Raw genomic sequence first — 15,728 nt, forward strand, 5'->3', positions numbered from 1 at the left:
TTTTATTTATCCCCTTCACTTTTTCAAATGTACCACCATGCTCAATTTTTGTAAACGGTTTCATTTCATTATTTTTAAAAATTCTCCATTATATAATTTCATACTAACTATTAGTACCAGCTTATATTAATTAGTCTATAACTACTGATAGCATTGATAATTCAACGTTTTTTAATGTCTTTCTACAAAAAATATTCAGAAAACATTTATAACTTCAATATGAAATAATTATGACTTGACTTTAATGTAAAAAAATGGCCGAGTACCATAAATTGGTCCGTCCACTTCATGCTTCTAAATCAATTTAATAATTTTCTGCACAAATTTGTCGAAACCTCACAAAACCATTGTTGCCTATAGTTACTTTCACTGTTAAAATTATTTAGAATTCAAAACATTTAAGTTTTTTATAAAAAGAATTCGACAATCTTTTAAAAAGTAAAGAAAGAAAGTAGACATATGATAAATAAATATATAAAGCACTTTATATTTTAAAAATTAACCAATAAGGGCTATGCCCTATTATTTATAAGTTAAAGTTACATATATTAGAATTAAAGGAGAATTTTGAATGTCTAAGAAAATACCTATTGAATTATCATTAATAGAGAAAAAAGTTTTACGTCCGGACGAAAAAATATTTTATTATTCAAAGATAAAAGGAACGGTGAGTTCAGATCGAAATCAGTTGAGAAATAAAGACGGGTTAATCTGTACAACTAATAAACGTATTATTCTATTTTTCCCTAAAATACTTGGCCATTTTGAAGAAATTTATAATTATGATGAAATTACAGATATGAAAGTTATAAACGAAAATAGTATTGTAACTATGTCTTTACACGATGAGAGAAGCCATTCATTCATTAGTTCTACTTTAACTGGACCAAACGATTTATTAAATGTAACAAAAGATATTGATGATTACTACGCCAAAAAAGAAACAGATAAATATAACACTGCAAAAACCTCATATATCATTGAATTAGAAAAACTTAAAAATCAAAAAAATGAATTAGAATTTGAAATTAAGAATCACAGAGAACTAGTCACTTCATTAAAAGAAAAAATTAATTATTATACAGATATTTTAAATTCATCAAAGAAAAATTCCGCTCCTATAATTAAAGAATATAATAAAGATTTAATTTTACCTTTTGACAATTATGAACAAATCCCTTCTTCACACGATTTAAAAACTCAACTCACTTTATTAAAGTTAAAAGAAAAAGAAATAGATGATGTAAAGTCATTGTTAAAAGATAGTGATATCATAAATAAACGCGAACATAAATCACAACAGAGACAAATACTGAGGATGTTTAACGTTGAATGCGATTTTATTTTCAGTAAAATGACTCATAAAAATGTTGAGAATAGTCATAATAAGTTGGTTAAGACATATGAACAATTAAATAAACTGTTTGAAGTAGACAATGTGAAAATCAATAAAGAAGTTTTGATTAACAAATTAGATCAACTTAGTTTAATAGCTCAATATAATATTGCATTAGAACAAGAGAAACAAATCCGCAAAGAAGAAAGAGAACGAATCGCTGAAGAACAGAAAGCGGAAAAAGAATTAAATAATGCTTTAACTAAGCTTCAAAAAGAAGAAAATCAATTTAAAAATGAAACAGATAAACTTACAAAGTATATGCAAAACACGTCTAATGATGCAGAAAAAGAAGTTTATGCAGAAAAAATTAAACAATTGCAAGAACAACTTAGATCTTTACAAGACAATAAAATTAATATTAATAAGAGACTTGAAAATACGCGTGCAGGATACGTCTATATCATTAGTAATGTAGGGTCATTCGGAGAAAATATATATAAAATTGGAGTTACTCGTAGGTTAGAACCAAGAGATAGAATTAAAGAGTTAAGCAGTGCATCAGTACCGTTTGAGTTTGATATACATGCGATTATTTTCAGCGACGATGCGCCTAAACTTGAGAATACATTGCATAAATACTTCAAAGAACATGAGCTCAATAAAATAAATCCAAGAAAAGAATTCTTTAAAGTTAATTTAGAAGAAATTAAAAATGTCGTGCTACAAGAACATAACGATACTGTAAGATTTGAGATGGAGGCTGAAGCCCACCAATATCGGGAAACTCTTAAATTGATTGAATCAACATCTCAGCAAGTATAAAATAATTTAATAAGCTGACCACCTAAAAGAACATTTTTAGGTAGTCAGCATTTTTATAATTACAATTTTATTTAAATTAATTCTTGATGCATGAATTAAAAAATAAAGACAATAAAATCGTGGAATCATCAACATTTTCAGTGCAAAGAATCTATACTCAAAAAGTTCAACCTAGTCTTCTGCTCTTTGAAAAAGTTGTTATTAAGTTCAAAACTTATTAAATATTTATTATGTATATAAAAACTCCCCCTTAAGTTGGTTTTTAAAATTCAACTTAAGGGGGTTTCTCATTAATTAAAGTGGAGTTCAAAAAAACTACTAACGGATGATAAGGGATTCGAACCCTTGAAACGAGTTAACGTTTACACGCTTTCCAAGCGTGCGCCTTCAGCCGCTCGGCCAATCATCCAGAATAAAAAAACAGAAGTGCGATTACACTTCTGAGTATGACCCGTACGGGACTCGAACCCGTGTTACCGCCGTGAAAGGGCGGTGTCTTAACCGCTTGACCAACGGGCCAGACTCCACAGGTAGGACTCGAACCTACGACCGATCGGTTAACAGCCGATAGCTCTACCACTGAGCTACTGTGGAATAATAAGATGGAGCGGGTAGACGGGATCGAACCGACAACATCAGCTTGGAAGGCTGAGGTTATACCATTTAACTATACCCGCGAAGGTAATAAAGTAAATATGGTTCAGGACGGAATCGAACCGCCGACACTGTGAGCTTCAATCACATGCTCTACCAACTGAGCTACTGAACCGTGTTATATAAAATTTTGAATGGCGGTCCCGACGGGAATCGAACCCGCGATCTCCTGCGTGACAGGCAGGCATGTTAACCGCTACACCACGGGACCACTCTTATGTAAAAATATAAAATTGCGGGAGAAGGATTCGAACCTCCGACCTCCGGGTTATGAGCCCGACGAGCTACCACTGCTCCATCCCGCGCTAATATTATTTAACATATATTTAATGTCTGTTATATATACTATAGGTTTCCGCCGGATATTTCAAGTCTTTTTAATCATTTTCATATAACAAATTTACACTTTCTTAATTTTTGAAATCATAAAGTTGAATTGCCATTTTTAGGGTAAGAGTATTATAAATATTTAACAGGAGGGGTCTCATGAATAAGGATGTTAATCAGTCGTACTGGTCTGCTTCGGTTGAACTGCCGAAGTTTCCCGAACTTAAAGAGAACACAGATTCAAATGTGCTGGTTGCAGGCGGCGGTATAAGCGGTTTAATGAATGCTTACCAGTTCGCTGTAAAAGGATATGACGTAACTTTAATTGAAGGTAATGAATTAGTCAGCGGCACTACAAAAAATACCACTGCAAGAATAACAGCACAGCAGGGTTTACTTTACAGTCAGCTGAAAAGCCAGAAAGGCGCCGATACTGCTCAATTATATTATGAATCACAAATGAGTGCGATCGAAGAAATTGAGCGTATTGTAACGAAATACAACATAGATTGCGACTTCAAACGGACAGACAGCGTAATTTATGCTGAACATGAAAAATCAGTGAAAGACCTTGAAAAGGAAGAAAAAGTATATAAAGAACTTTCTATTGATGGCTACTTATCAAAAGACCAAAATAATCTTCCATTTGAAACAGCGGGAAGACTCGTTATGAAAAACCAGGCTGAATTCCACCCTCTTAAGTTTCTAAAAGGAATCATCGAAGTGCTGCAGGGCCTTAACGTAACTATATATGAACATACACGTGCTAAAAGTGCTGACGGCAATACCCTTTCAACAGTTGATAATTACAAAATAACTTTTGATTACCTGATTATTGCAACTCACTTTCCATTTCTCGATCTTGAAAACTTCTACTTTAACAGTTTTAAAATCAGTTACGGCTACGGCCTCGTCGCGGAAACATCGACTCCGATACCGGAAAACATCTCGCTCAGCGGTTACGACGGCGCCGGATTGTCAATCAGGAATATCGTGGATAAGAACAATGCCTTGCCTCTCCTCCTGTTCGGCGGTCTCAGCCACGGTTCTTACGAGCAAAAAGATATGGCCAAGCAGCTCGACGAACTGGAGCATTACGCAGGACAGAAAACTGTAAATGAAAAAACCTTATATGCTTACAGAGCACAAGATTTAATGACCGCGGATTCCCTGCCTTTTATCGGTTATTTTAACAAAAAGAATGAAAACTATTTTGTCGCATCAGGATTTAACAAATACGGTATGGCAAATGGTGTTCTGTCTTCGATGATAATCAGCGACTTGGCAGAGGGTAAAAATAATATGTATAAAGAAATGCTCGACCCCGGACGTAAAAAAGGAACTTTACAGCAGTTAAAGCAGCACTTAACAAATCCGGTGCATGTTGCGGAGTCAGAAATAAAAAATTTGGCAGAATCACATCCGGATTTCGATACGCTCGAGCTCGATCAGGGTGAAGGGACTGTTGCAAAAGACGGCCCGGCGAAAAAAGGTGTCTACCGCGACGGCGATATTTATTATGTCGTATCTAACCGATGCACCCACATGGGCTGCAGTTTAAACTGGAACAATGATGATAAAACATGGGATTGTCCCTGCCACGGCTCAAGGTTTAATTACACAGGCAAAGTGATTGAAGGACCGGCAACGGATAATCTGGATACTGATATCAGACCATACAAATAAAAAATAATCCCTCCTCAGGGATTATTTTTTATGATTTTCATAATATACAGTCATTGCCTGCTGCATGAAATCAGCCAGTCCTTCTCCAAATTTATCGATGTTTTGTTTAAACCTTTCATCTTTTGTATACATATCTCCAAGCCCTTTAAACATCTCAGGAGTATACTCCCCTATTTCATTTAAGAATTCATACCATTCGTGAATAAGTGCCTGCGCTTCTTTTGAATCAGCTTTCATATGTCTCACTTTTGATAGTTCAGTATAGATGCTGTTAAACTTCTGTTCAGCGTCTTTTGTACCCATCTTTTTGAGATTCTTTTTTGACTCATCAACAGATTGACTCCCCCACTTTTCTCTTGCCTCATCTTCATACAGATTTTGTGAAAAATCCACACCTTCAAATTTCTCTTCATTTGTCATAGTTATTTCTCCTCTTTCCTCTTTGATTGTCTTGTCTATCAGTTTTACAATACTTTCTAACCTTGCCTGTTCTTTTAAGATTATATCCTTTTGCATTTGAAGCGCTTCTCTTTTAATATAGTGCGGGCTGTCCAGTATATCTTTGATCTGCCTCAGCTTAAAATTCAGCTGCCTGAAAAATAGAATCTGCTGCAGTCTTGATATATCTTCATCCGAGTAGTTGCGGTAGCCGTTCACAGCATCAGTTTCTGGTGTCAGCAATCCAATCGCATCGTAGTGATGCAGCGTTCTGACACTCACGCCTGAAAGCTCAGCCAGTTCTTTAATTTTCATTTCCTCACCTCTTAAATTTGAGTATAAACTATGACACAACGTCAAGGTCAACGCTAATTTTATAATTGTTTTAACAGGGTAAAAACTATAATATAGAAGTAGTATTTACTATAAAAGGATGAGCGATAATGGCATCAGAAAACAACAGGAAGAACAATAAATTTATCCGGCCGAGACATTTGAAAAGACTGGGTCTCCCGGGAATGATTGTAATACTTTTACTATTTATCGGGGTCACAGTATACAATGATAATTTTGCCGGTGAAGATAATGAAGAAGTTTCTGCAGATAACGAGGTAACAGTCGACCAGCATATCGACGGTGATACGACGCGTTTTAATTACAACGGAAGTTCCGAAAGCTTCAGATACTTAATTATCAATACGCCGGAAATCGGAAGAAACAGTGAACAGGATGAACCTTATGCTGAAGAAGCTTTCGAAAGAACACAGGAACTGCTGGATAATGCTGATACAATAACTGTAGAATTTGATGAAGAAAAACAGGATCACTATGACCGTTATTTAGCGTATGTATATGCTGATGGCGAAATGGTCAATGAAATTCTTGTGAGGGAAGGTCTCGCCACCGCGGAGTATGTACATCCGCCTAATGACAAATATGAAGATTTGCTGAAAGAGGCCGAAGATGAAGCTAAAAGTGAAGGACTCGGAATCTGGTCAGAATAAAAAAACTGGGAATCCTGAATCGGATTCCCAGTTTTAATTTTTTAAGCTTCTACTTTGCCTTCTGTTTCAATCCAGTTTTGAGACCATTTTTCAATATCCCTTAACACAGGTTCAAGTGACAAACCTTTTTCCGTTAAAGAATACTTGATAACTACAGGTGTTTCCGGAATGACTTCGCGATTGATAAGACCTTCCTGTTCCATGCTTTTCAAACGATCCGACAGCACTTTACCGCTGACGCCCGTTGCCGCCTGAATTTCACCGAATCTCGAATTACCGTCCAGCATCTGGTAAATAAGCAGCGCAGTCCATCTTTGACTTAATATATTCACCGCTTTTTCAAAGCGGGGGCACATTTCATTTTGAGACATTTATATCACTCCTTGTTAAAATATAATATCACAAAAAAGCATCTAATAAAAGTAAAATCTATTACTTGCTATTACTTGATGAATAATATATACTTAGTTACATAAAGTTACCAAAAAGGAGAATACAATATGACCTTCCATAATGGAAATGCAACTTACGTAGAAAAAGTATCATTAAATATAAAGGATTTAGAACGTTCATTAAAATTCTATACTGAAACAATCGGCTTTCAAGTGCTTAACCAGAACGAAACAATCGCCGAATTAACTGCCGACGGTGAAAATGTACTTCTTATTTTAAACCAGACAGACAAAGAACGCACACATCCCCGTTCCGCAGGCTTGTACCACTTCGCCCTCCTTCTCCCTGAAAGAGAAGACCTCGCCTTAATGACAATGCATCTTGCGGCAAAGCAAATACCTTTAGGCTCAGCAGATCATCATGTAAGTGAAGCACTTTATCTGGATGATCCGGACGGCAACGGAATCGAAATATATATAGACAGAGAGCCAGAACACTGGATTTGGAATGATAACCAGGTGCATATGGTGACTGAGCCGCTGAACGCACAAGATCTTCTTAAAAACAGACCGGACCCCGAGGACTTTAAAGGATTGCCAAAAGATACTATAATTGGGCACGTTCATCTTCACGTCAGTGAACTTCAAAAAACTGATGAGTTTTATACAGAAGGACTTGGATTTGAAGTCATCCTGAACTTTGGCGGACAGGCACTATTTATGGGCAGTGAGAAATACCACCACCATATCGCAGCTAACATCTGGAATGGACTCGGCGCTCCTGCTCCCGAAAAAGGAAGTATCGGTCTCGATTATTATACTGTAGTCTACCCTTCCGATGAAGCTCTGAATGAAGCAGTATCAAGACTTAAAGCTCTCGGTTTTACTGCTGAAAAAGAAGATGGTTATACACTGACAGTGGACCCTTCCGGCAACCACATCAGAATGCAGACACAGAATAGTCACAAATAATTGAAAGAGATTCTCAATTAGGATTGACTCATTCTCATTAAGATTGTATATTAGTAATTGAAAATGATTATCAGTTATAAATTAATAGGCCCCCTCTTATTAATAAAAAATCATTTTCAGCTACTTTAATCTATGTTTACACATTTATAAAAGCCATACCCAGACCCAGGGTATGGCTTTTCTTTATTATTTGCTACAATTATGTTTACCAACTGAGAAAAGAGGCATTTGTATGACTTTTAAATCGAAAATTGACCTGCCTTTCAGTATAATGATTTTTTTATCAATTGCTGTTATAGCATTAGCCGGGGTTTTACCGTTCCTTTTAGGTGAAATTTTGTCCTTTTCAACCATCATCCTGCTTCTTATAGTTATTATCCCTACAATTCTTCTGCTTATACTGATAACTTTTAATACCAGATATATTTTTTATGATGATTATCTGCAGGCAAAGTCGGTATTCTTCGGCAGTAAAATTCCTTACAGAGATATTTATAAAGTACATCCGACTGGGAATTTTATTTCCGGCTACCGAATTATGACTTCTAAAGACGGTATTGAGATACATTCGAGAAGTATCGGTTTCGGCAGCGTGAAAATATCACCTGAAAACAAAGATTTATTTATAGAAGAGTTGAAGAAACGTGCACCTCACGCTGATTATCAAAGTAAATAAAAAAAGAGACAGCCTCGGCTGTCTCTTGAAAGTTTTATATTATATCGCAGTGACGTTAGTAGCTTGTGGGCCACGTTGTCCTTCTTCGATTTCAAAGTTAACTTTTTGTCCTTCTTCTAAAGTTTTGTAACCATCAGCTTGGATTGCTGAGAAGTGTACGAATACGTCGTCTCCAGCTTCCTGTTCGATGAATCCAAATCCTTTTTCTGAGTTAAACCATTTTACTGTTCCTTCGTTCATAGAAAAAACCTCCTAGTGCTTTTGCACTTAAATATTTGCAATTGTTAATGTAAAAATTTTAAGAGTTTTTCAAACGAATGAAACAATTAAAATATTTGTTGATTAAGAACTACCTTTTATATACTACAGTGCTTTTGTGTAAATGTCAACTATTTATAAGAATCTTTTTTATTTATCCTTAAAACTTACTCCAGCTCTTCCGGATGAATGAATCCTCTGTCTCTTTTCAAAGTTTCTTCGATGCCTTTAACAACCGCTTCCACATCTTCCGGCTTAAATAAATCCATCTTATCGATATCAATTACATAGACAGGAGATATTTCCTTGTTTTTGTATTCAGTGATAAATTCATTTTCATACAGATTGTAAAGATCCTGATAATATTTATATAAACCGGGATTGCCTTCAATCTGCTCGAAGTCTCTGCCCCGTCTTTTAATTCTTTTCATCACTTCATCAAATGAACCGTGGACCATGACCATCAAATCCGGTGATTTTTTGAACAGCACCTGCTGTTTATATAAATCATTAAGTTCTTCCATCATATTCTCGTGTAAATCGAGGTAGGTTTCATATTCCTCTTCATCCATCGAGCCGTTTTCATACTGCAGTCTCGCAAAGATCATCGCATCTTCATAAATGGAACGGTCTAAAACAGAATTGGGGTGAGCCATTGCTTTCTTAATTGCTTTGAATCTGTGATTCAGGAAGAATACCTGCAGATGGAAGCTGTATCTTTCCGGGTCTTCGTAGTATTTCGCCAGAAAGGGATTGCCGTCTACTTTTTCTTCCAGCAGTTCGACTTCAAAATGTCTCGCTATAACTTTCCCCCACTCTGTCTTCCCTGCGCCAATTGTTCCTGCTAATGTAATCAATTTACCTTCACCTTTTCCATGGTTCATTTTTTTCACCAAATTTATATTTTTTTCTTAAACTTATGTAAATAATATTTTCTATACAGAATTAAATTTAAGCCTTCATTATTTTAACAGAAAACTAATATAAAAGTAGTGACGGATTTCAGAAATTATGTTCAGGCATTAAACTTTCAGCTGGATAAGCTTTCATAATACACTTATCTTACTATGAAGAAAGGGGTCAGAGTTATATGAAACCCTATTACAGCGATGTATTCCAATTCAGAGGCAGTCATTACGATTTCGGATACTTCCAGGGAGAACAGCTGAGAGATTCTCCTATTTTACCAAATCGGGAACGTCAATGGCGCCCGAGAGAGAAACGCCACTTTATCGTTAATACTGAAACGTCTATAAAGTTTTTAAAAGAGTTTGCACCCCAAATACTGGATGAAATTCGCGGACTCGCTGATGCCCTGTCCCTCGATATAAAAGAAGCATTAAAAAAGTTCGGCGGCTATTATTTGGAACTGACACGGAGCGGCTGTTCGATTTTTGCAGGCAATGATTTTTTCGTGCGAAATTACGACAGCCATCCCCGTGGATATGAAGGCAGATATATTTTTTATCAGCCTACAGACAGAGGCTATGCTTTTATGGGACCGACTATGCAAATAACCGGACGGATTGACGGCATGAATGAAAAAGGTCTCGTTATCGGTTATAACTTCACCCATACTAAAAAATCCGGGGACGGCTTTATGTGCAGCATGATTGCTAGACTGATTTTAGAGACTTGTGCTGATACTAGTGAGGCAGCCGCTCTCTTGAAAGAAATCCCCCACCGCCATTCCTTCAGCTACGTTGTACAGGATAAAAGAAACATTCCTTACGTAATAGAAGCATCACCGAGAAATGTCGCTGTCAGGCAATCTAATGTCTGCACGAACCACTTCCATATGCTGCATGAAGAAAACCGCTACAGACAGGAAGAATCCCTCCAGCGTGAGAGAAATATTATAGACAAGCAGGAAAAGACAAACAGCGCATATGAAGCTTTTAAAATCATGAACAGTCTTAATGAAGGCATTGCCTCAACTAAGTACGATGCTTCCGCTGGAACGATTCATACGTCTGTCTATCTGCCGAAAGAGTTAAAAGCGCTGTTTGTTATCGGATTGGACAGAAAGCCGGTGATTTTTGATTTTAAGCAATGGCTGCATGGAAAAGATATTAATATTACAAAAATTAAAGGTGTGCTCGACTTCGGCAAACCTTTTGTTAATATGGAATGAGCTGGAATTTCAGTTAATTAACTAATTTAAAACGGGCTGGTGATTCCCTTTGTCTGAAGAACTGCTGATTTTATTTTTAATCGTGCTTGTTGCTTCATCTCTGCAGACGAGTACCGGATACGGATTTTCAATCGTCGGCACACCCTTTCTGCTGCTCGTGTTTCCATTTCACGAAGCTATTCAGATTAACATCATACTTTCGATCTGTTTATCGTCTGTAATGATTTACAGCATAAGAAATGAAATTGATTTCACACTGCTTAAGAGACTTATTTACGGCAGTCCAGCAGGTCTCCTTGCCGGTATCTTTATCTACCTTTTTATGAACACAGCACTGATTAAACTTGGCGTTGGAATTATCGTACTGATATTAACTATGCTTTTAATCAGCAATCTCACTGTAAAGAGAACAGGATTCAAAGATACGGCAACAGGCGGTCTATCAGGCCTCCTGACTACAAGCATCGGTGTGCCGGGACCTCCGCTGCTCCTGTACTTTTCTGGTGCGCGGATAGACAAAACTGTGCTGCGCAGCACAACGCTCGCATTCTATTTATTTGTCTATACCATCAGTTTGATTATGCAGATAACATTCGGCGAAACAAATTCGGAAATATGGATATCATCTGCTCTTGCCCTGCCGGCCCTTTTCTTAGGTGTAGCCCTCGGCCGGCTGGTATTTAAAAAAATTACCCAGAAGGTATTTTTAAATATTACTTATGTAATTTTGATATTCACAGGAATATATTTAGTAATAACGAGTATTTGAATTAACGAATCTAAAATTAACTTTTCACATTTTTATGAAATAATTTCTATTTTTTGGTTTGAAGTATTTTCCTGAGGGAATTATTTAGTATGTCTCAATACGGGAGGATACTATGAAAGCATTAGATAATATTGCTCTGATCCTTTTAATCGTTGGCGGATTGAACTGGCTGCTGGTTGGACTTTTCGAGTTTGATTTAGTAGCAACGATTTTTGGCGGACAAGATGAATTGCTGTCTAAAATCGTGTATGTACTGGTAGGACTTTCAGCCTTGTACAGCCTTAAGTTCTTAGGTTTAATCAACGCACCCAGAGTAGACCGAGTAGACAGAACAGATAGAACAGACAGAAGAAATGTATAATATACAGCCGCCTCTTTCAGGCGGTTTTTTATTTTTACATATGCGAAGTGCAAAACTTCAATTTTTAATAGTGTAGAAAAACATAAAAGTATTAAAAAGCTAAGATGAGATGTTGATGATTGAGCTCTTATACAGCATGATAAAAGTATGGGAAGCTATTAAAGACAGGCAGGTGTAATTATTGAAGAAAAACATTTTGTTTGGAAGTCTTATCGCTCTACTCTTCCTTACCGCATGCGGAGCATTCGACCGCGGCGAATCAGGAGAAGTTGAAGCTGAAGCAGTTGAAGAAAATCTCAATATTGGAGAAACATCAACAATCGACGGCATCTCTCTTACTGTGGACGATGCATATTACGCTGATAAAATAAACCGTTCGGCAAACACCAACCCGGATGCTATATTAATCGTCGATCTGACGGTTGAAAACAACTCCGGTAAAGACTACTCCCTCGGGGTCGATATCGACTTGTACGTGGATGGTGTTAAAACTAATACATACCCGGTTGAGAAGTTAATGAGCCGGGTAGCAGACGGCGAAACCGCGAGCGGTCAGCGAGCTTTTGAAATAAAGGGAGAACCGTCGGAGTTTGAGCTGGAATTTTCACCTTCTAAGAGATTAAAAAGCGAAAAAGTAAGATATACAATGGAACCTGAATAGATAGAAAAAACCGCTCTCTGTTTTATAAAACAGAGAGCGGTTTTTATGAAATAAATATTTATCAATTTATAAATTAAGTGCATTATTCTATCTTACTTAAAAATTAAGCATCTCCGAGGTCGAAAGGAATTACCTTCTCTTCCCAGGCAGCTTTATTTTCATTAATATAAATAATTAAGTCTTCAGGACTTTCAAAAATGTGTACAGTTTCATTATCGCTGTGAGTCGACAGTTCTGTAAACTTATAACCTTTTAACGGCCGCTTGGTAATAGTATACTCAATGCGTCCTGTTGTGAAAGTTAATGTTGTTTCAGTCGATACTACAATATCCCAATGCTCTGACTTAACTGTCTCTATCAGCTTCTTTATCTCAATCACTCCATTCTCCTTAAAATATTATACTATGTATTTTAAATTTAAGATATTTAAAAGATTTATAATAAAATATCAACCAAGTTTTTAAGTTGATGTAAGTTTTTCATCTAAAATTTAAGTTGTATATATTCCCCACTTTTGCTACATTTAATTAGAAATCTAATTAAATGTAGAGGAGGTGTTTTTATGGAGTCTCTAGGCGCAATTTTGATAGTGCTTATTATTTTTATGCTTTTCGTTGGTATTATTTCATTAATCGCTTTAGTTATAATGGCTATATCTAAGAAGAAATTAAAAGTACCTAGTATTATAACTGGTCTGTCATTTTCTAGTGCGATATTTTTAGTTGTCGTACTTCTGATTGTTGGAATAGTTGCAACAGCTGGAGAAAGTAATACTAATATCGTTGCTGAAAATGAAACACCTTCCAATACTGTTAATTCTACTTCATCTAATAATACTCAAAATAAAACTGAGATACCGACTCGCAAATCAAGTGACCATAAAGAAACTGATAAACCTTCTGAAATTGAGAGTTCAGGTTTAAAAGAAGAAAAAGCTGACAGAAAAGAAAGAACTAAATTAACTTTTGGAGATACAGTTGATATTGAAGGTGTAGTTTTCACCGTGGAAGATTCTTATTATACAGATGAAAGAAATGGATTTTCTGATACTCTAGCTGATCAAGTTCTGATGATTGATATGAGCTTTACAAATAATACTGGTCGTGACTATTCACCTACTTTTAGTCTAGATGTTTACGTAGATGGTAGTAAAGCTGACACCTATCCTGTAGGTGATATTTCTTTAGATATGGTATCGGATGGGAGAAGTTCATCAGGATCTCTCGCATATGCGATTGTTGGAGATCCCAGTAATATAGAATTAGAATTTTCACCGAGACTACTACGAAGTGGTGAAAAAGCAATATTTGATATTTCTCCTCAATAACCTCAAAAACTCTATTCTAAAAAACAGGTACACAGATCTTCCTAGTGAACTATTAGTGTTTATTTGCTTCTTAAAAGAAACTAATTGGATTTGATTATTGAAGAATTTACAAACTGAGAATGATAGAAACGTTCAAATTTTCATTGTCTATATTTACCATTTCTGATAAAATTAATTAGAATTAAAAATATCTAGGAGGCATATACATAATGAAACGTTTATTATTAGGCACAGCATTATCAACAGCTTTATTACTCGCCGCGTGTGGCGGTGAAACTGAGGATACAGAGACTGACACAAGCACGACAGAAGAAGAAACTGAAACAACTGAAGTAGAAGATACTGAGGAAGTTGTTGAAGAAGAAACTGAAACAGTAGACGAAAACTTGACTACTGGTGACACTGTTGAAATGGATGGTGTTGAATTTACCTTAGACGGTGCTTACTATACTGATGAAAGAAACGAATTTGCTGAAGTAGAAGCAGACAGCGTTGTAATTTTAGATATTTCATTCACAAACAATACAGGTCAAGATTATTCTCCAACATTTGATATGAGTGTGTACGCTGATGGATCTAAAGCGGAAGAGTATCCTGTAGGTGATGTTGTTCTTGATGTTGTCTCTGATGGAAGAAGCTCATCGGGTTCAATCGCTTATGCCTTAGTGGGTGAACCTTCTGAAATTGAATTAGAATTCGCACCAATGATGTCGTTTAGCGGTGAAAAATCTATTTATACTGTTACTCCCGAATAAAACAGTTTATAACCTACTAGGAACTATAACCCGAATAATAGAAGGCTTATGAAGAGCGTCTATTACTCGGGTTTTTCTATACTTTAAGATGTTTTTCTATAAAACCTTACTTCAAATACATTCAAGCACTAAAAGTTCAATAACCATTTTCGTTATCTCAAAATCTCTCTATTTGAGCTAAAACATTTGCATGGTACTTACCTACTTTTTCCGCTACTACTAGTCTACTTACGATAAGTCCGAAATATTCTTTTTTTCAATTTGAATTTCTGTTAAATGATTCATTTGTATCTTCCTTTCTTGGTATAATTATTAAAAATAATATTTAAGGAGTTTCTATTTTGTTGAGTCCTCGGATGTTTTATTATTTATTAATCGCTTATTTCACTGACTCTGTTCATATTGATGAAAAGTATAGGAATTTATCTACAATGCGTAACAGAAAATTAATAACTTCAGAAATATCGGATTTCAAAGAATGTTCGGATGTGATTTTCACTGTATATAGCGGTAAGCACTTCATTACTGACGCTGGTAAAGACGCATTATGGAAATTTTCATATACCGTAGTCATCCCAACCATACTTGCAGCATTAACGCTACTTGGCACAGCAATATCAATATATTTCCGATAAATAATTTATTGATGTCGCATGGAGAAGATATGATACATTAATGAAAGAAATTAATTTAAAGAGAATTAAAACACATGAGTTTCGATATTCATATGCTTCTGATTGTATTAATCGTTTAAAAATGGATCGTGATACTTTAGGAAAAAGATTATGACATGTTTCATCTTTAACTATCGAAAAAATATATGGACACCTCTATCCAAGTACTGAAAAAGATGCAATTTCAGACCTTTAAGGGGCGCTGAAGGGGTCAAAGAGGGATCAAGACAAAAAGAAAAGGCTTAACCACGGGGGTTAAGCCTTGTTTAGCGGAGATGGAGAGAATCTCAAATACCGTTTTATACTAATTTCTATATAAATATTATCTAGTTAAATCAAGGGTTACATCATCTTGTTCATCTGTAATAAACGTAATTTATAAAAAAATTATAAGATATGTGGTCAAAAATGCTATAATCAAATCAAAATTATCGCGAAGGGATTAACATGAAAATCATACACCTTTTAGAAGATTATCG

At 35.7% G+C, this 15,728-nt stretch carries 16 protein-coding genes and 7 tRNA genes; 11 read left to right on the forward strand and 12 right to left on the reverse strand.

The features are described from left to right. Positions 1-571 precede the first annotated feature (571 nt). Positions 572-2,161 (forward strand): DUF4041 domain-containing protein, encoded by a 1,590-nt coding sequence (locus tag MHH58_RS08255; protein WP_341345597.1) that lies wholly within the window; start codon positions 572-574, stop codon positions 2,159-2,161. Between the two features lie 322 nt (positions 2,162-2,483). Here MHH58_RS08255 and MHH58_RS08260 read toward each other — a convergent pair. From MHH58_RS08260 to MHH58_RS08290, 7 genes are all read right to left on the reverse strand, one after another. Then, positions 2,484-2,570: transfer RNA gene (locus tag MHH58_RS08260), tRNA-Ser, on the reverse strand. 38 nt (positions 2,571-2,608) lie between these two features. Next, a tRNA-Glu gene (locus tag MHH58_RS08265) sits at positions 2,609-2,680 on the reverse strand. A gap of 3 nt (positions 2,681-2,683) precedes the next feature. Beyond that, positions 2,684-2,755, reverse strand: a tRNA-Asn gene (locus MHH58_RS08270). Positions 2,756-2,764: 9 nt separating this feature from the next. Beyond that, a tRNA-Gly gene (locus MHH58_RS08275) sits at positions 2,765-2,838 on the reverse strand. 19 nt (positions 2,839-2,857) lie between these two features. Next, positions 2,858-2,930: transfer RNA gene (locus MHH58_RS08280), tRNA-Phe, on the reverse strand. A gap of 20 nt (positions 2,931-2,950) precedes the next feature. Further along, positions 2,951-3,026, reverse strand: a tRNA-Asp gene (locus MHH58_RS08285). 22 nt (positions 3,027-3,048) lie between these two features. After that, positions 3,049-3,120: transfer RNA gene (locus MHH58_RS08290), tRNA-Met, on the reverse strand. A 181-nt stretch (positions 3,121-3,301) separates the two neighbouring features. Here MHH58_RS08290 and MHH58_RS08295 point away from each other — a divergent pair. Next, on the forward strand, positions 3,302-4,828 hold the full coding sequence (locus MHH58_RS08295) for an FAD-dependent oxidoreductase (protein ID WP_341345598.1): 1,527 nt from the start codon (positions 3,302-3,304) through the stop codon (positions 4,826-4,828). A gap of 21 nt (positions 4,829-4,849) precedes the next feature. Here the strand turns inward: MHH58_RS08295 and MHH58_RS08300 are convergent, their stop codons facing one another. Further along, complete coding sequence (locus tag MHH58_RS08300) at positions 4,850-5,581, reverse strand: MerR family transcriptional regulator (RefSeq protein WP_341345599.1); 732 nt, start codon at positions 5,579-5,581, stop codon at positions 4,850-4,852. Between the two features lie 128 nt (positions 5,582-5,709). On the opposite strand from MHH58_RS08300, the gene MHH58_RS08305 reads away from it, so the two are divergent. Continuing rightward, positions 5,710-6,270, forward strand: a complete 561-nt coding sequence (locus tag MHH58_RS08305; RefSeq protein ID WP_341345600.1) for a thermonuclease family protein — start codon at positions 5,710-5,712, stop codon at positions 6,268-6,270. A 41-nt stretch (positions 6,271-6,311) separates the two neighbouring features. Here the strand turns inward: MHH58_RS08305 and MHH58_RS08310 are convergent, their stop codons facing one another. Then, positions 6,312-6,641 carry a winged helix-turn-helix transcriptional regulator gene (locus MHH58_RS08310; protein ID WP_135098961.1) on the reverse strand — a complete coding sequence of 110 codons (330 nt, stop codon included), beginning with the start codon at positions 6,639-6,641 and terminating at the stop codon, positions 6,312-6,314. A gap of 129 nt (positions 6,642-6,770) precedes the next feature. On the opposite strand from MHH58_RS08310, the gene MHH58_RS08315 reads away from it, so the two are divergent. After that, entirely contained in the window at positions 6,771-7,634 is an 864-nt protein-coding gene (locus MHH58_RS08315; protein WP_341345601.1) for a VOC family protein, read from the forward strand. Positions 7,635-7,866: 232 nt separating this feature from the next. Further along, entirely contained in the window at positions 7,867-8,310 is a 444-nt protein-coding gene (locus MHH58_RS08320) for a PH domain-containing protein (RefSeq protein WP_341345602.1), read from the forward strand. 39 nt (positions 8,311-8,349) lie between these two features. Here the strand turns inward: MHH58_RS08320 and MHH58_RS08325 are convergent, their stop codons facing one another. Together MHH58_RS08325 and MHH58_RS08330 are read right to left on the reverse strand one after the other, a co-directional pair. Continuing rightward, positions 8,350-8,550: a cold-shock protein gene (locus MHH58_RS08325; RefSeq protein WP_115884025.1), complete on the reverse strand. Its 201-nt coding sequence runs from the start codon at positions 8,548-8,550 to the stop codon at positions 8,350-8,352. A 185-nt stretch (positions 8,551-8,735) separates the two neighbouring features. Beyond that, positions 8,736-9,452: a deoxynucleoside kinase gene (locus MHH58_RS08330; protein WP_341345603.1), complete on the reverse strand. Its 717-nt coding sequence runs from the start codon at positions 9,450-9,452 to the stop codon at positions 8,736-8,738. Between the two features lie 206 nt (positions 9,453-9,658). On the opposite strand from MHH58_RS08330, the gene MHH58_RS08335 reads away from it, so the two are divergent. The 4 genes from MHH58_RS08335 to MHH58_RS08350 all read left to right on the forward strand — a co-directional run bounded on the left by MHH58_RS08335 (position 9,659) and on the right by MHH58_RS08350 (position 12,493). Then, positions 9,659-10,702 (forward strand): C45 family peptidase, encoded by a 1,044-nt coding sequence (locus tag MHH58_RS08335; protein ID WP_341345604.1) that lies wholly within the window; start codon positions 9,659-9,661, stop codon positions 10,700-10,702. 49 nt (positions 10,703-10,751) lie between these two features. Then, positions 10,752-11,471, forward strand: a complete 720-nt coding sequence (locus MHH58_RS08340; RefSeq protein ID WP_341345605.1) for a sulfite exporter TauE/SafE family protein — start codon at positions 10,752-10,754, stop codon at positions 11,469-11,471. A 112-nt stretch (positions 11,472-11,583) separates the two neighbouring features. Continuing rightward, positions 11,584-11,832, forward strand: a complete 249-nt coding sequence (locus MHH58_RS08345) for a DUF378 domain-containing protein (protein ID WP_135098973.1) — start codon at positions 11,584-11,586, stop codon at positions 11,830-11,832. Positions 11,833-12,013: 181 nt separating this feature from the next. Continuing rightward, positions 12,014-12,493, forward strand: a complete 480-nt coding sequence (locus tag MHH58_RS08350; protein WP_341345606.1) for a DUF4352 domain-containing protein — start codon at positions 12,014-12,016, stop codon at positions 12,491-12,493. Positions 12,494-12,596: 103 nt separating this feature from the next. On the opposite strand, the gene MHH58_RS08355 is transcribed toward MHH58_RS08350, so the two are convergent. Then, positions 12,597-12,872: a hypothetical protein gene (locus MHH58_RS08355; RefSeq protein WP_341345607.1), complete on the reverse strand. Its 276-nt coding sequence runs from the start codon at positions 12,870-12,872 to the stop codon at positions 12,597-12,599. 183 nt (positions 12,873-13,055) lie between these two features. Between MHH58_RS08355 and MHH58_RS08360 the strand changes: the two genes are divergently transcribed. Continuing rightward, positions 13,056-13,820 (forward strand): hypothetical protein, encoded by a 765-nt coding sequence (locus MHH58_RS08360; protein WP_341345608.1) that lies wholly within the window; start codon positions 13,056-13,058, stop codon positions 13,818-13,820. A gap of 209 nt (positions 13,821-14,029) precedes the next feature. After that, on the forward strand, positions 14,030-14,575 hold the full coding sequence (locus MHH58_RS08365; protein WP_341345609.1) for a hypothetical protein: 546 nt from the start codon (positions 14,030-14,032) through the stop codon (positions 14,573-14,575). Positions 14,576-15,728 lie beyond the last annotated feature (1,153 nt).

This window comes from Jeotgalicoccus sp. FSL K6-3177, assembly GCF_038050175.1.
GTDB classification, from domain to species: Bacteria; Bacillota; Bacilli; order Staphylococcales; family Salinicoccaceae; genus Jeotgalicoccus; species Jeotgalicoccus nanhaiensis.

What these genes read in the sequence shown, in the direction of transcription:
- MHH58_RS08255 (WP_341345597.1), top strand. Translation starts at nt 572, where the DNA reads ATGTCTAAGAAAATACCTATTGAATTATCATTAATAGAGAAAAAAGTT.
- MHH58_RS08295 (WP_341345598.1), top strand. Translation starts at nt 3,302, where the DNA reads ATGAATAAGGATGTTAATCAGTCGTACTGGTCTGCTTCGGTTGAACTG.
- MHH58_RS08300 (WP_341345599.1), bottom strand. Translation starts at nt 5,581, where the DNA reads ATGAAAATTAAAGAACTGGCTGAGCTTTCAGGCGTGAGTGTCAGAACG.
- MHH58_RS08305 (WP_341345600.1), top strand. Translation starts at nt 5,710, where the DNA reads ATGGCATCAGAAAACAACAGGAAGAACAATAAATTTATCCGGCCGAGA.
- MHH58_RS08310 (WP_135098961.1), bottom strand. Translation starts at nt 6,641, where the DNA reads ATGTCTCAAAATGAAATGTGCCCCCGCTTTGAAAAAGCGGTGAATATA.
- MHH58_RS08315 (WP_341345601.1), top strand. Translation starts at nt 6,771, where the DNA reads ATGACCTTCCATAATGGAAATGCAACTTACGTAGAAAAAGTATCATTA.
- MHH58_RS08320 (WP_341345602.1), top strand. Translation starts at nt 7,867, where the DNA reads ATGACTTTTAAATCGAAAATTGACCTGCCTTTCAGTATAATGATTTTT.
- MHH58_RS08325 (WP_115884025.1), bottom strand. Translation starts at nt 8,550, where the DNA reads ATGAACGAAGGAACAGTAAAATGGTTTAACTCAGAAAAAGGATTTGGA.
- MHH58_RS08330 (WP_341345603.1), bottom strand. Translation starts at nt 9,452, where the DNA reads ATGAACCATGGAAAAGGTGAAGGTAAATTGATTACATTAGCAGGAACA.
- MHH58_RS08335 (WP_341345604.1), top strand. Translation starts at nt 9,659, where the DNA reads ATGAAACCCTATTACAGCGATGTATTCCAATTCAGAGGCAGTCATTAC.
- MHH58_RS08345 (WP_135098973.1), top strand. Translation starts at nt 11,584, where the DNA reads ATGAAAGCATTAGATAATATTGCTCTGATCCTTTTAATCGTTGGCGGA.
- MHH58_RS08360 (WP_341345608.1), top strand. Translation starts at nt 13,056, where the DNA reads ATGGAGTCTCTAGGCGCAATTTTGATAGTGCTTATTATTTTTATGCTT.
- MHH58_RS08365 (WP_341345609.1), top strand. Translation starts at nt 14,030, where the DNA reads ATGAAACGTTTATTATTAGGCACAGCATTATCAACAGCTTTATTACTC.